This window comes from Paracraurococcus lichenis (assembly GCF_030657435.1).
Classification (GTDB): Bacteria; Pseudomonadota; Alphaproteobacteria; order Acetobacterales; family Acetobacteraceae; genus Paracraurococcus; species Paracraurococcus lichenis.
This window is the reverse complement of the sequence record NZ_JAUTWS010000026.1, coordinates 67271-79451: the sequence shown is the minus strand read 5'-3', so window position 1 is coordinate 79451 and position 12181 is coordinate 67271. Positions and strand designations below refer to the sequence as shown.

Below are 12181 nucleotides of genomic sequence, written 5' to 3'. Positions count from 1 at the left end.
CTAGGCCGGCCGAGGCTCGCCATGGCGCGCCTGGGCCGGTCAAGGCCCTTGTTCAGGCGGGCAGGTTACGGCGCCTGGGTAGGTCCACCCGGGCGCCGTTTGCCCTGGCCGCCGCGTCAGTTCGTGGCGAAGCAGTAGAAGAGCCCGGCCCCGCCGGTGCTGCGCAGCGCCTCGATCCCGCAGCCGCGCGAGGGATGCGAGGAGTTCCAGGACTTCATCGGCGGCGAGTCGTTCAGGCCGATCCGGTCGCTGTGCCCGAGCATGGCCGAGCCCTCCCCGCCGCTGGTCCAGTTGCGGCAGGTGCGGTCCTCGGCGCCGGCGAAGGCGGTGCCGTCGGGCTGCGAGCCGGTCAGGATGTCATGCGTGTTCACCGGGTCGCCGCGGCCGCTCACCACCTCGCCCTTCTCGGTCAGCGCGGTCTGCTTGGTCAGCCCGGCCGCCTCGCCATGCAGGTCGGCGAGGTCGCGGGCGATCACCTCGCCCTTGGCATTCCGCCAGGGGCCGCGGCCGATGCGGTCGCGGGCATTCTCGGCATTGGCGCCCTGGCTGCTGAGATAGGCGTGCCAGGTGCGGTTGCCGGCGCCCGCGGCCTGGGCGAGGGACTGGCAATAGGCATCCGCGCCAGCGAGGCCGCCGAGGTCGGCGCCCTTGCCCGGGTTGGCGCTGGTGACGAAGAAGGTCATGGCCTGCGGGCCGCTCTGCTGCGCCATTGCCGGGCCGGCGAGCGCGGCCAACGCCAGCGCGGCCAGCGCGCCTGTCAGTCGGATCATCTCGGTTCCTCCCCCGTCTCTGTCTGGACGGTCCGAGCCTAAGCTGGCTTTCGCGGCTTGGGCCACCCTTCGTGCGGTCGAAGCCCCTGGGATGCAGGTCTGCTCGGCATCCTGTTGCGGCGAAAACCCCGAGGGGTTCGCTTGAGAGCACCCGGCGGATCCCGGCACCGTGACGCGCTCGCGAGCCGAATTGCGCGGTCGCAAGGCGCGCCGGCGCCGGATGGGCTATGGGGCCGCATGCTCGCCGATTGCCTGCACGACCTGGCCGCCCTCGGCCCCGGCGGCCTGCCCGCGCTGCTGGGCACGCTGTTCCTCGCCGGGCTGGCCGGCGGCGTGACCCATTGCGCCACCATGTGCGCGCCCTTCGTCCTGGCCCAGGCCGCGACCGGCCTGGGCGCCGGCGGCGGGCGGCTGCGGCGGCTCGCCGGGGCGGCGCTGGTGCCCTACCAGGCCGGGCGGATGCTGGGCTATGGCGCGCTCGGCGCGCTCGCCGGCGGCGCCGCCGGGGCGGTGAGCCATCTCGGCGGCCTGCGCTGGCTGCTGGCCGGGCTGCTCGCGCTCGCCGCGCTGGTCATGCTCGGCCAGGCCTCGCGGCGCTTTGGGGCGGCCTTGCCGCGCCTCGGCCTGCCGGCGCCCCGGCTGCCCGCCGCGATCGAGCGGCGGATCGGCGCCCTGCTGGCCGCGCCGACGGGCTGGCGCGGGTTGCTGCTCGGCCTGCTGCTCTCGGCGCTGCCCTGCGGGCTGCTCTACGGCGCGCTGGCCGGGGCGGCGGCAAGCGGCAGCGCGCTGGCCGGGGCGCTGGCGATGATGGCCTTCGTCCTCGGCACCGTGCCGGCGCTCACCGGCGTCGCGCTGCTCGGGCGGCTCTTCGGCCGGCGGCAGGGGCCGCGGCTGCGCCTCGCCGGCGGCGCGCTGTTTGCCCTCAATGCCGTGGTCCTGCTGGTGATGGCGGCGCGGAATCTCGGCTGATCCCGCGCCGCGGGACGGTGTCTCACGGTTCACCTGTTCTTAGCAGACTGTCTCGCAATCTGGGATTGTCCCGGATGGTGAGGCGGAACCGTGCCAGCGATTCAGGTGTCCGGCGTGCTGCCGGCCAGGATGGTGGAGAACAGCGGGTCCGCGGACTGGGTGGCGACCCTGCAACTCTCGGGCGACCTCGCCGGGCTCAGCCGGGTGGAGTTGCTGGGCCGCGACGCGCTCGATTTCCAGGCCAGCCTGCTGCCGGGCAGCGGCGCGGTGGTGCTGACGCCCGCCGCGCCGGTCGATTACGAATCGCTCCTCGCCGCCGGCCGCAGCCCGGTGCTGGACGTCTCGCTCCGCTTCGTCTGGCAGGACGGCAGCCGGCAGGACGACCCGGTGGTCCGCCACGTCACCGTGCTGAATGCCGACGACACGCCGCCCACCGGCCTCGCCTTCGCCAGCGGCGGCACGGTGGAGGCGGGTGCGATCGGCGCGGCGATCGGCCGTCTCGCGGTGACCGACCCGGACAGCAGCGGGCGCTTCGTCTTCTCCTTCACCGCCGACGACGCCTGGCGCTTCGAGGTGGTGGACAATGTCCTGAAGCTGCGCGACGGCATCAGCCTCGGCCTCGACGACATGCCGCGGCGGCCGCTGATCATCGAGGTCTCGGACGGCCATCAGTCCGCCGCCTTCACGCTGGACCTGCGGGTGACCGACCCGGCGACGCGGCTGGCCGACCTGCCGGCCGGCGAGACGCGCGGCGGCTTCCAGCTTGCCGGGGCCGGGGTGGTGGTGGCGATGCGGGAGAGCCGCGACGTCGCGGACAGCCACCTGCTGGGCGCGGGCGGCCAGGTGCTGACCCTGCAGGAGGGCACGCAGGTGACGCTGCCGGCCGCGCAGCGGGTGCAGATGCTCGACGGCTTCCAGGATATCGGCCCGCAGAGCCCGGGCGTGCAGGCGGCGGCGCTGGTCCATGCCCTGACGGGGCAGGAGGCGGACGGCAAGGCGCTGGCGGCGCTGGTGGCGCGGGCGGAGGCCGGGACGGCCTGGACCGACATCGCGGCAACGCTGCCGGGGCTCGCCGCGCTGCCCGCCGCGAATGCCGCGGCGGTCGCGGACCTCTACCACAATGCGCTCGGGCGCGACCCCACGGGGGAGGAACTCGCGCTGCAGACCCAGCGCCTCGCCTCGGGTGTGCCGCGCGCGCAGCTTGCCGTCGACCTCGCGCTCGGCGCCGAATCGCTGGACCGCCAGCCGGATGCGGGCGTCTGGGTTGCCGATCCGCTCGGCACGGACGGTGCCTGGCGCGCCGGGACGGGCGGGCTGCCCGCCACCGCCCCGGTCACCGCGGCGACCGACCCGGTCTGGGTCCTCTGACGCTACAGCGGGTTGCGTTCGATACTGAACGCCAATCCGCTGCAGGCCATTGTCCGAAGAGCAGAGTCACGTTCCCGGACGTTCACGTCCGTCCGCGATCCGCTCAGCGCACCACCATGTCCTTGTAGGCGTGCCAGGTCGCATGCCCGATCAGCGGGAAGACCAGCACCAGGCCGAGATAGAAGGGCACCAGCGCGAGGCCGGTGAAGACCACGATCAGCCCGGCCCAGAGCAGCATCGGCCGGATGTTCTCCAGCACCGCCTGGATCGAGACCGTCACGGCCTCGAGCGCCGAGATCTCCTTGTCCACCAGCATCGGGATCGAGACGGCCGCGACCGCGAAGCTGGCGGCGGCGAGCACGAAGCCGAAGCCGGTGCCGATGACGAGGAAGGGCAGCAACTGGTCGGACTGCAGCATCGCATAGGGCAGCCGCTCCAGGCTCGGCACGCCGTGCAGCCCGAAGAAGAGCATGAAGAGCAGCCCGGCGATGCGCACCCAGAACAGGTGGATCACCAGCAGCGCGACGCCGACATAGGCGATCTGCGAGCCGTTGCGGCGGAAGGGCGCGATGGCATCGGCGAGCGTCGGCTGCCGTCCCTCGGCGCGGACGCGGCTCGCCTCGTAGAGGCCGGCGGCGACCAGCGGGCCGATCAGGAAGAAGCCGGAGGTCGCGGGCAGGATCGCCCAGAGCGTCCCCACCTCGAACAGCAGCAGCGACAGCACCCAGCCGGCGAGGCAGACGGCGCCGCCATAGGCAAGGGTGATCGGCTTGCTCGCCAGCATGTCCTGCCAGCCCGCGGTCAGCCAGACCCAGGGCCGATCGGTCGTCACGATCCTGACGCGGTTGGTCGGCCGACCGGCCAGGGGCAGAGTCTCTACGGTCATCGGGCGTCCTCCCCAGGGCGCGCGTTCAATATATCAGCGTCAGGGTTTCCTGCCCACAATCCCTTGATCCCGATCAAGGACTCAGCAGCCTGTTCCGCGTGATCTGGGCTGGCGCGTGGTGCGACGCGGCGGAGGAGGTCCGCCCGCGTCCTGCCGCGCCCAGGTTTGGGAGATCCGCTTCATGGCCGTCGCGGGCTATGCAGGACCTGCCGCCGGTCACGCGCCGGCGCAGGAGTTCGAGATGGTGGAGGGGCCGATCAAGGCCTTCGCCATCGCTACCGTTTTCTGGGGCGTGGTCGGCTTCCTCATGGGGGTGGTCATCGCCTCCGAGTTGGCCTGGCCGCTGCTCAACCTCGACCTGGAATGGACGACCTTCGGCCGTCTGCGCCCGGTCCATACCTCGGCCGTCATCTTCGCCTTCGGCGGCAATGCCATGTTCACGACGTCGCTCTTCGTCGTGCAGCGCACCTGCCGCGCGCGCCTCTTCGGCGGCGAGGACATGGGCTGGTTCCTCTTCTGGGGCTACCAGTTCGTCATCGTCACCGCGGCGCTGGGCTATGTCCTCGGCGTCACCCAGGGCAAGGAATACGCCGAGCCCGAGTGGTACGTGGACCTCTGGCTGACCGTGGTCTGGGTGGCCTACCTGATCGCCTTCGGCGGCACGATCCTGAAGCGCCAGGAGCCGCATATCTACGTGGCGAACTGGTTCTACCTGGCCTTCATCATCACCGTCGCCATGCTGCACCTCGTGAACAACGCGGCGCTGCCGATCGGCGCGGGCTCGGGCAAGAGCTACGTGGTGTGGTCGGGCGTGCAGGACGCCATGATCCAGTGGTGGTACGGCCACAACGCGGTGGGATTCTTCCTGACCGCCGGCTTCCTCGGCATGATGTACTACTTCATCCCGAAGCAGGCGGAGCGCCCGGTCTACAGCTACCGGCTGTCCATCGTGCATTTCTGGACGCTGATCTTCCTCTATATCTGGGCCGGCCCGCACCACCTGCACTACACCGCGCTGCCCGACTGGGCGCAGACGCTGGGCATGGTGTTCTCTGTCATGCTGTGGATGCCGTCCTGGGGCGGCATGATCAACGGCCTGATGACCCTCTCGGGCGCCTGGGACAAGCTGCGCACCAACCCCGCGCTGCGCTTCTCGGTCACCGCGGTCGGCTTCTACGGCATGTCGACCTTCGAGGGCCCGGTGATGTCGATCAAGGCGGTCAACGCCCTGTCGCACTACACCGACTGGACCATCGGCCACGTCCACAGCGGCGCCATGGGCTGGGTCGGCTTCGTCACCTTCGGCGCGATGTACTACCTCTTCCCCAGGCTCTGGAAGAAGACCGGCCTGTACAGCGAGAAGCTGGTGTCCTGGCACTTCTGGCTCGCGACTCTCGGCATCGTCTTCTACATCACCGCCATGTGGGTCAGCGGCATCATGCAGGGCCTGATGTGGCGCGCCTATGACGAGCTCGGCTTCCTGCAGTACAGCTTCGTCGAGACCGTCGCGGCGATGCACCCCTACTACGTGATCCGCGTGCTGGGCGGCCTGATGTACCTCAGCGGCGCGCTCATCATGGTCTACAACCTTTGGATGACCGTGCGCTCCGAGGCGCTGGCCGAGGCGGCACCCGCCGCGCAGCCTGCCTTCGCGCCCGCGGCGGCCGAGTGAAGGAGGGCCGATCCATGTTCCGCTTCCTCCGCGACCACGGCGTCATCGAACGCAACCTGATCCTGATGGGCGTGCTCACGCTCATCACGGTCTCGATCGGCGGCCTCGTGCAGATCGTGCCGCTCTTCACCATCGAGACCACGATCGAGCGCGTCGAGGGCATCCGCCCCTATACGCCGCTCGAGCTCGCCGGTCGCGACATCTATGTGCGCGAGGGCTGCTATACGTGCCACAGCCAGATGGTCCGCCCCTTCCGGGACGAGGCCGAGCGCTACGGCCACTACTCGCTGGCCGCCGAGTCGATGTACGACCACCCCTTCCAGTGGGGCTCCAAGCGCTCGGGGCCCGACCTCGCGCGGCTCGGCGGCAAGTACTCGGACGACTGGCACGCCGCCCACCTGCGCAGCCCGCGCAGCGTGGTGCCGGAGAGCATCATGCCGCCCTATGCCTTCCTCGACCGCCCGCTGGACGTCGAGGCGGTGCAGGCGAAGCTGCGCGCGATGAAGGCGCTCGGCGTCCCCTACACGGACGAGATGATCGCCAATGCCCGCGCCGATCTCGAGGCGCAGGCGACGCCGGATGCCGATGCCGCTGCTTTCGGCGGCCGCTACGGCAAGGCCCGCCAGGCCGCCTTCGACGGCAACGGCAAGGTGGTGACGGAGATGGACGCGCTGGTGGCCTACCTGCAGATGCTGGGCACGCTGGTGCAGTTCCGCGACGTCACCCCCGAGCAGGTCCGGCAGCAGTAGGGCGGAGGGAAAGACATGGACCTCGCCAGGCTGCAGTCGATCCTCTCCACCGTCTGGGTGGTGTGGTTCTTCGTCCTCTTCCTCGGGATGCTGGCCTATGTGCTGCGCCCGTCGAAGCGCCAGCAATACCAGCGCATGGCCGAGATCCCGTTCCGGGACGAGGCCCGCTCCGAGCACGGGAGCATCTGACGATGCCGACCAAGGTCGAGAAGGACAGCATCACCGGGCGGGAGACCACCGGGCACGAGTGGGACGGGCTGAAGGAGCTGAACACGCCGCTGCCGAAATGGTGGCTGTACGTCTTCTACGCCTGCATCGCCTTCGCCGTGGTCTGGATGATCATCTACCCGGCGATCCCGATGACCGGCCTGCGCGGCCTGTCCGGCTGGACGGCGCGCGGCGCCATCGGGCCGGAGCTGGAGGCCGAGCGGGCGGCGCGCGAGCCGATGCTGGCGAAGCTGCGCGCGGCGACCCCGGCGCAGATCGCCGCCGACCCGGAGATGCGCGGCTTCGCGCTGGCCGGCGGCCGCATCGCCTTCGCCAACAACTGCGCCGGCTGCCACGGCGCGGGCGGGCAGGGCGCGCAGGGCGGCTTCCCGACGCTCGCCGACGATGACTGGCTCTATGGCGGCAGCTTCGACGCCATCCGGCACACCATCGCCCATGGCGTGCGCAACGGCGAGGACGAGGAGGCGCGCGGCATCGCCATGCCGCGCTTCCTCGCCGACGGCCTGCTGAAGGCGCAGGAGGTGAACGACGCGGCGGAATACGTCCTGTCGCTGACCGGCCGGGCGACGGACGAGGCGGCGGCGCAGCGCGGCGGCCAGGTCTTCGCCGAGAACTGCGTGAGCTGCCATGGCGAGAAGGGCGAGGGGAACCGCGACATGGGCGCCCCGCGCCTCTCCGACCAGGTCTGGCTCTATGGCGGCGACAAGGCGAGCCTGACCCGCACCATCGGCTATTCCCGCGCGGGCGTCATGCCGGCCTGGGGCAAGCGGCTGGATCCGGCCATCGTCAACATGCTGACCGTCTACGTCCACTCCCTGGGTGGCGGCGAGTAAACCGAGGACGTCATGGGCGAGGTCAAGTCACCCGAACGCACCAGGCCCGAGGCGGCGCCGGCCAGCGCGGCGCCCCTCTATGCCAGCCGCCAGAAGGTCTATCCGAAGGCGGTCAGGGGCCGCGTGCGGCTGGCGAAGTGGCTGATCCTCGCCCTTTGCCTCGGCCTCTACTACACCGTGCCGCTGATCCGCTGGGATCGCGGCCCGGATCTGCCGAACCAGGCGGTCCTGGTGGACCTCTCCCATGGCCGCCTGTTCTTCTTCTGGTTCGAGATCTGGCCGCAGGAGGTCTACTACCTCACCGGCCTGCTGATGCTGGGCGCCATCGGCCTCTTCGCCGCGACCAGCCTCTTCGGCCGCGTCTGGTGCGGCTTCGCCTGCCCGCAGACGGTCTGGACCGACCTGTTCATGCTGGTCGAGCGGAGGATCCAGGGCGACCGTAACGCGCGGATGAAGCTGGACCTGCAGCCCTGGACCGGGGAATGGCTGCGCAAGAAGGCGCTGACCCATGCGGTCTGGCTCGGCATCGCGATGGCGACCGGCGGCGCCTGGATCATGTATTTCGACGACGCGCTGGACCTGACGCCGCGCTTCTTCACCGGCCGGGCCAGCCTCGAGAACTACGTCTTCTTCGGCCTCTTCACCGCCACCACCTACCTGCTGGCCGGCTGGGCGCGGGAGCAGGTCTGCACCTACATGTGCCCCTGGCCGCGCTTCCAGGCGGCGATGCTGGACGAGAACTCGCTCGTCGTGACCTACCGCGCCTGGCGCGGCGAGCCGCGCGGCAAGGCGAAGGCGCAGGGCATCGGCGATTGCGTGGACTGCCGCGCCTGCGTGCATGTCTGCCCGACCGGCATCGACATCCGCGACGGCCAGCAGATGGAATGCATCGGCTGCGGCCTCTGCATCGATGCCTGCGACGACGTCATGGGCAGGCTCGGCCGGCCGCAGGGCCTGGTCGCCTTCGAGACGCTGGTGAACCTTGCGGCCTCCGAGGCGGCGGCGAAGCCCGTCGCGCCCGGGCCGCAGCGCCAGGCCTGCGGCATGCAGGCCCGCAAGCCGCTGCGGATCCTCCGGCCGCGCACCCTGGTCTATGCCGGCGTGCTGGGCCTGGTGGTCGCGGTCATGGCCGGGGCCTGGCTGCTGCGGGAGACCACCTCGCTCGCCGTCATCCGCGACCGAGCGCCGATCTTCGTCCGCCTGGCCGATGGCGGCACCCGCAACGCCTATACGCTGAAGGTGGGCGACAAGACCCGCGGCATCGAGACCTACAGCCTCGTGCTGGACGGCCCCGCCGGCCTGCAGATGACGGTGCAGGACGCCGAGTACGACCCGGCCGGCCAGCCCGTGCTCTTCACCCGGCCGGACGGCATCACCCAGTGGCGCGTGCTGGTCGCCGCGCCGCGCGGGCTGAGGCTGCCCGAGAGCGTGCCCGTCACCTTCCGCCTGGTGGATGCGCGCGGCCATACCGAGGTCCGCACCGCCAGCGTCTTCCTGGGACCGAAGCCATGAGCGCCAGCCTCTCCCCCCGCCGCAGCCTCTGGATCCCCTATGCCTTCGTCGGCGGCATGCTGCTCGTCCTCGCGGTGAATGCCGGCATGGTCTATGCGGCCGTCTCGACCTTCACCGGCGTGACCACCGGCAGGTCCTACGACAAGGGCCGCGCCTACAACCACGTGCTGGAGGAAGCGGCGCGGCAGGACGCGCTCGGCTGGCGGCCCGAGGTGGCGCTGGCCGGCGGCGCGCTGCGCGTCACCGTCCGCGACCGGGAAGGCCTGCCGGTCGAGGGCCGGCTCGACGGCGTGCTGCGCCGGCCGGTCGAGGGCACGGAGATGGTGGTGGCTGCCGCCGCCGTCTCGCCGGGCACCTGGGTGGCGGAGGCGCCGGCCCGGGCCGGCCAGTGGGAGGCGCGGCTGCGCCTGACCGCCGCGGATGGCCGCCACCTCGACATCCGCCAGCGGGTGATGGTCCCTTGAGCGAGGCCGCTCGCCTCGCCCCGGAGGCCGCCTCCGGCTGCGCCCATTGCGGCGCGCCGGTGCCGGCCGGGGCGCGCTTCTGCTGCCCGGGCTGCGAGGGCGCGCATGACCTGGTGGCGGGGCTCGGCCTCGACGCCTTCTACCGCCGGCGGGAGGCCGCCGATGGCAGCCTGCGCCCGGCGGTGGAGGCGCCGGCCTTGGACTTCACCATGCATGTGCGCGGGGAGGGCGAGGAGAAGACCCTCGAGCTGATCGTCGCCGGCCTGACCTGCGGCGCCTGCGTCTGGCTGGTGGAGCAGGCCCTGGCCGCCGAGCCCGAGGTGACCCGGGCGCGGGTGGCGCTGTCGACGCGGCGGCTGATGCTCTCCTGGCGCGGCGAGGCGGCGCGCGCCAACGATTTCGTCGCGCTGCTCGCCCGGCTCGGCTTCCGCGTCGCGCCCTGGTCGCCCGCCTGCCTGCGCGCCACCGAGGATGCCGAGGGGAAGCAGCTCGTCCGGAGCCTCGGCATCGCCGCCTTCGGCGCCATGAACGTGATGATGCTCAGCGTCGCCGTCTGGGTCGGCTGGGACATGGGCGAGGCGACGCGGGCCGGCATGCACTGGGCGGCGGCGCTGATCGGCCTGCCCACGGTGCTGGTGGCGGGCCTGCCGATCTACCGCAACGCGGTGGCCGGCCTGCGGATGGGCCGGCTGAACATGGACATGGCCGTCTCGCTCGGCGTGCTGGCGACGACCGTCATGTCGGCCAGCGAGACGCTGCGCAACGGCGACTACACCTATTTCGATGCCGCGACCTCGCTGCTGGCGCTGCTGCTGGCCGGCCGCGTGCTGGACCGCGCCGCGCGGCGCCGCGCCCGGCAGGCGGTAGCGGAACTGCTGGCGCTGCAGGAGGGCGCAGTCACGCGGCTCGATGCCGACGGCACCGCGCAGGCCGCGCCGGCGGCCAATCTCCGCGCCGGCGACCGCATCCTGGTCGCGGCCGGGGAACGGCTGCGGCTGGACGCGGTGCTCGAGGCCGGCGAGGCGCTGCTGGATGCGAGCGCCACCAGCGGCGAGAGCCTGCCGCGCGGCTTCGTGGCCGGCGAGGCGCTGCCGGCCGGCGCGGTGAACATGGGCGCGCCCTTCATCGCCCGCGTCACCGCCGCGGCCGCCGACGGCTCGCTCGCCGCCATGGCGCGGCTGCTGGAGCGCGCCGAGCAGGCCAAGGGCCGCTTCGTCGACATCGCCGACCGCGCCGTGCGGGTCTTCGTCCCCGTGGTGCATGCGGTCGCGGCGCTGACCTTCCTCGGCTGGTGGCTCGGCATGGGCGTCTCCTGGCAGGAGGCGCTGGTGCCCGCCGTCGCGGCGCTGATCGTCACCTGCCCCTGCGGCTTCGCCATCGCCGTGCCGGCGGTGCAGGCGGTGGCCGTCGGCGCGCTCTTCCGCCGCGGCGTGCTGGTGGCGAACGGCACCGCGCTGGAGCGGCTGGCCTCCGCCGACCATGCGGTGCTGGACAAGACCGGGACGCTCACCGAGGGCCGCCCGACCCTGCTGCCCGGCGACTGGGCCGAATCCGAGCTGCGCGAGGCCGCGGGCCTGGCGCGGGCCAGCCGGCATCCGCTGGCGAAGGCGCTCGCCGCCGCCTGCCCGGAGGCGCCGGCCGTTGAGGGCCTGCGGGAGGTGCCGGGCCGCGGCCTCGTCGCCGGCGAACGGCGCCTCGGCAGCGCCGCCTTCCTCGGCCTGGCCGGCGCGGATGCCGGGCTGACGCTGTGGTACGCCGTGCCCGGGCGCGCGCCGGTGGCCTTCCGCTTCGCCGACCGGCTGCGGGAGGACGCGCCGCGGATGGTCGCGGCGCTGCGCGGCCTCGGCCTCTCGGCCGAGCTGCTGTCGGGCGATGCGCCGCCGGCGGTCGCCGCGGTGGCAAGGCAGGCCGGGATCGCGCGCTGGTCGGCCCAGGTGACGCCCGAGGCCAAGGCCGCGCGCATCGAGGCGCTGCGCGCCGAGGGCCGCCGCACGCTGATGGTGGGCGACGGCATCAACGACGCGGCGGCGCTGGCGCTGGCCCATGTCTCGGCCTGCCCGGGCGACGGCACGGACCTGGCGCAGACCGCCGCCGACCTGGTGCTGCGGGCCGAGGGCCTGTCCACCCTGCCTTCGGCCATCCGCACCGCGCGGCGGGCGCAGCGCCTGGCGCAGCAGAACATCGCCTTCAGCCTCGCCTACAACCTCGTCGCGGTGCCGCTGGCCATCCTCGGCGTGGTGACGCCGCTGCTCGCGGCGCTCGTCATGGCCTCCTCCTCCCTCATCGTGATCGGCAATTCGCTCCGCGCCGGAAAGGACCCTGCATGGACAGCCTGATCCTCCTCCTGCCGATGGCGCTCTTCATGGGCTTCCTCGGCCTCGTCGCCTTCCTCTGGAACCTCCGCGCCGGCCAGTACGAGGACCTGGACGGCGCCGCCTCCCGCATCCTCTTCGACGATCTTCCCCGCAAGGAGCCACGCCGATGAACGGCAGCACCGCCTTCTTCCTGGTTTTCTCCGCCCTCATCGCCCTGGTCGGCCTGCTGGCCGCCGCCACGGCGCATGACTACCTGCAGTTCTTCGGCGTCGCGCTCTTCGCCTTCGGCGTGCTGTTCGGCTATGGCTGCATCAAGCGCCATTTCGACGCGCGGGAGGCGAAGGCGCACTGAGGCGCTCGCCGAAAAGCAAGCAAGGCCGGGGAGGAAGTATCCTCCCCGGACCCCTCTTCTATT

General features: G+C 72.1%; 13 protein-coding genes. 11 read left to right on the top strand and 2 right to left on the bottom strand.

Going from position 1 to position 12181, the window contains the following annotated elements; genetic code table 11:
- Positions 1 to 116: 116 nt before the first annotated feature.
- Positions 117 to 770 (bottom strand): hypothetical protein, encoded by a 654-nt coding sequence (locus Q7A36_RS23300; RefSeq protein ID WP_305106152.1) that lies wholly within the window; start codon positions 768 to 770, stop codon positions 117 to 119.
- Positions 771 to 1007: 237 nt separating this feature from the next.
- Between Q7A36_RS23300 and Q7A36_RS23295 the strand changes: the two genes are divergently transcribed.
- Both Q7A36_RS23295 and Q7A36_RS23290 read left to right on the top strand, forming a co-directional pair.
- A complete protein-coding gene (locus Q7A36_RS23295) occupies positions 1008 to 1739 on the top strand; it encodes an urease accessory protein UreH domain-containing protein (protein WP_305106151.1) in 732 nt (243 codons plus the stop codon).
- A gap of 90 nt (positions 1740 to 1829) precedes the next feature.
- Complete coding sequence (locus Q7A36_RS23290) at positions 1830 to 3107, top strand: hypothetical protein (RefSeq protein ID WP_305106150.1); 1278 nt, start codon at positions 1830 to 1832, stop codon at positions 3105 to 3107.
- A 103-nt stretch (positions 3108 to 3210) separates the two neighbouring features.
- On the opposite strand, the gene Q7A36_RS23285 is transcribed toward Q7A36_RS23290, so the two are convergent.
- The gene (locus Q7A36_RS23285) at positions 3211 to 3993 is read right to left on the bottom strand and encodes a DUF2189 domain-containing protein (protein WP_305106149.1); all 783 of its coding nucleotides are present in this window, start codon (positions 3991 to 3993) and stop codon (positions 3211 to 3213) included.
- A 181-nt stretch (positions 3994 to 4174) separates the two neighbouring features.
- Between Q7A36_RS23285 and ccoN the strand changes: the two genes are divergently transcribed.
- The 9 genes from ccoN to Q7A36_RS23240 are packed head-to-tail and all read left to right on the top strand — an operon-like array spanning position 4175 to position 12118.
- A complete protein-coding gene (ccoN, locus tag Q7A36_RS23280; protein WP_456306820.1) occupies positions 4175 to 5665 on the top strand; it encodes a cytochrome-c oxidase, cbb3-type subunit I in 1491 nt (496 codons plus the stop codon).
- A gap of 14 nt (positions 5666 to 5679) precedes the next feature.
- Positions 5680 to 6414: a cytochrome-c oxidase, cbb3-type subunit II gene (ccoO, locus tag Q7A36_RS23275; RefSeq protein ID WP_305106148.1), complete on the top strand. Its 735-nt coding sequence runs from the start codon at positions 5680 to 5682 to the stop codon at positions 6412 to 6414.
- Between the two features lie 15 nt (positions 6415 to 6429).
- Positions 6430 to 6603 carry a cbb3-type cytochrome oxidase subunit 3 gene (locus tag Q7A36_RS23270; protein WP_305106147.1) on the top strand — a complete coding sequence of 58 codons (174 nt, stop codon included), beginning with the start codon at positions 6430 to 6432 and terminating at the stop codon, positions 6601 to 6603.
- A 2-nt stretch (positions 6604 to 6605) separates the two neighbouring features.
- Positions 6606 to 7475: a cytochrome-c oxidase, cbb3-type subunit III gene (gene ccoP / locus Q7A36_RS23265; RefSeq protein ID WP_305106146.1), complete on the top strand. Its 870-nt coding sequence runs from the start codon at positions 6606 to 6608 to the stop codon at positions 7473 to 7475.
- A 12-nt stretch (positions 7476 to 7487) separates the two neighbouring features.
- A complete protein-coding gene (gene ccoG / locus Q7A36_RS23260; protein ID WP_305106145.1) occupies positions 7488 to 8987 on the top strand; it encodes a cytochrome c oxidase accessory protein CcoG in 1500 nt (499 codons plus the stop codon).
- Positions 8984 to 9451, top strand: coding sequence for a FixH family protein (locus tag Q7A36_RS23255; RefSeq protein ID WP_305106144.1), 468 nt, complete (start codon positions 8984 to 8986; stop codon positions 9449 to 9451). Before ccoG ends, Q7A36_RS23255 begins: the two co-directional genes overlap by 4 nt.
- Positions 9448 to 11787 carry a heavy metal translocating P-type ATPase gene (locus Q7A36_RS23250; protein WP_305106143.1) on the top strand — a complete coding sequence of 780 codons (2340 nt, stop codon included), beginning with the start codon at positions 9448 to 9450 and terminating at the stop codon, positions 11785 to 11787. Before Q7A36_RS23255 ends, Q7A36_RS23250 begins: the two co-directional genes overlap by 4 nt.
- Complete coding sequence (gene ccoS / locus Q7A36_RS23245) at positions 11775 to 11936, top strand: cbb3-type cytochrome oxidase assembly protein CcoS (protein WP_305106142.1); 162 nt, start codon at positions 11775 to 11777, stop codon at positions 11934 to 11936. Before Q7A36_RS23250 ends, ccoS begins: the two co-directional genes overlap by 13 nt.
- The gene (locus tag Q7A36_RS23240; RefSeq protein WP_305106141.1) at positions 11933 to 12118 is read left to right on the top strand and encodes a hypothetical protein; all 186 of its coding nucleotides are present in this window, start codon (positions 11933 to 11935) and stop codon (positions 12116 to 12118) included. The genes ccoS and Q7A36_RS23240 overlap by 4 nt, the downstream gene beginning before the upstream one ends.
- The last annotated feature ends 63 nt before the right edge of the window (positions 12119 to 12181 follow it).

Coding starts and splice junctions, on each gene's coding strand:
- Q7A36_RS23295 (WP_305106151.1), top strand. CDS start 1,008: ATGCTCGCCGATTGCCTGCACGACCTGGCCGCCCTCGGCCCCGGCGGC.
- Q7A36_RS23300 (WP_305106152.1), bottom strand. CDS start 770: ATGATCCGACTGACAGGCGCGCTGGCCGCGCTGGCGTTGGCCGCGCTC.
- ccoO (WP_305106148.1), top strand. CDS start 5,680: ATGTTCCGCTTCCTCCGCGACCACGGCGTCATCGAACGCAACCTGATC.
- ccoP (WP_305106146.1), top strand. CDS start 6,606: ATGCCGACCAAGGTCGAGAAGGACAGCATCACCGGGCGGGAGACCACC.
- Q7A36_RS23270 (WP_305106147.1), top strand. CDS start 6,430: ATGGACCTCGCCAGGCTGCAGTCGATCCTCTCCACCGTCTGGGTGGTG.
- Q7A36_RS23240 (WP_305106141.1), top strand. CDS start 11,933: ATGAACGGCAGCACCGCCTTCTTCCTGGTTTTCTCCGCCCTCATCGCC.
- Q7A36_RS23255 (WP_305106144.1), top strand. CDS start 8,984: ATGAGCGCCAGCCTCTCCCCCCGCCGCAGCCTCTGGATCCCCTATGCC.
- ccoS (WP_305106142.1), top strand. CDS start 11,775: ATGGACAGCCTGATCCTCCTCCTGCCGATGGCGCTCTTCATGGGCTTC.
- Q7A36_RS23285 (WP_305106149.1), bottom strand. CDS start 3,993: ATGACCGTAGAGACTCTGCCCCTGGCCGGTCGGCCGACCAACCGCGTC.
- ccoG (WP_305106145.1), top strand. CDS start 7,488: ATGGGCGAGGTCAAGTCACCCGAACGCACCAGGCCCGAGGCGGCGCCG.
- ccoN (WP_456306820.1), top strand. CDS start 4,175: ATGGCCGTCGCGGGCTATGCAGGACCTGCCGCCGGTCACGCGCCGGCG.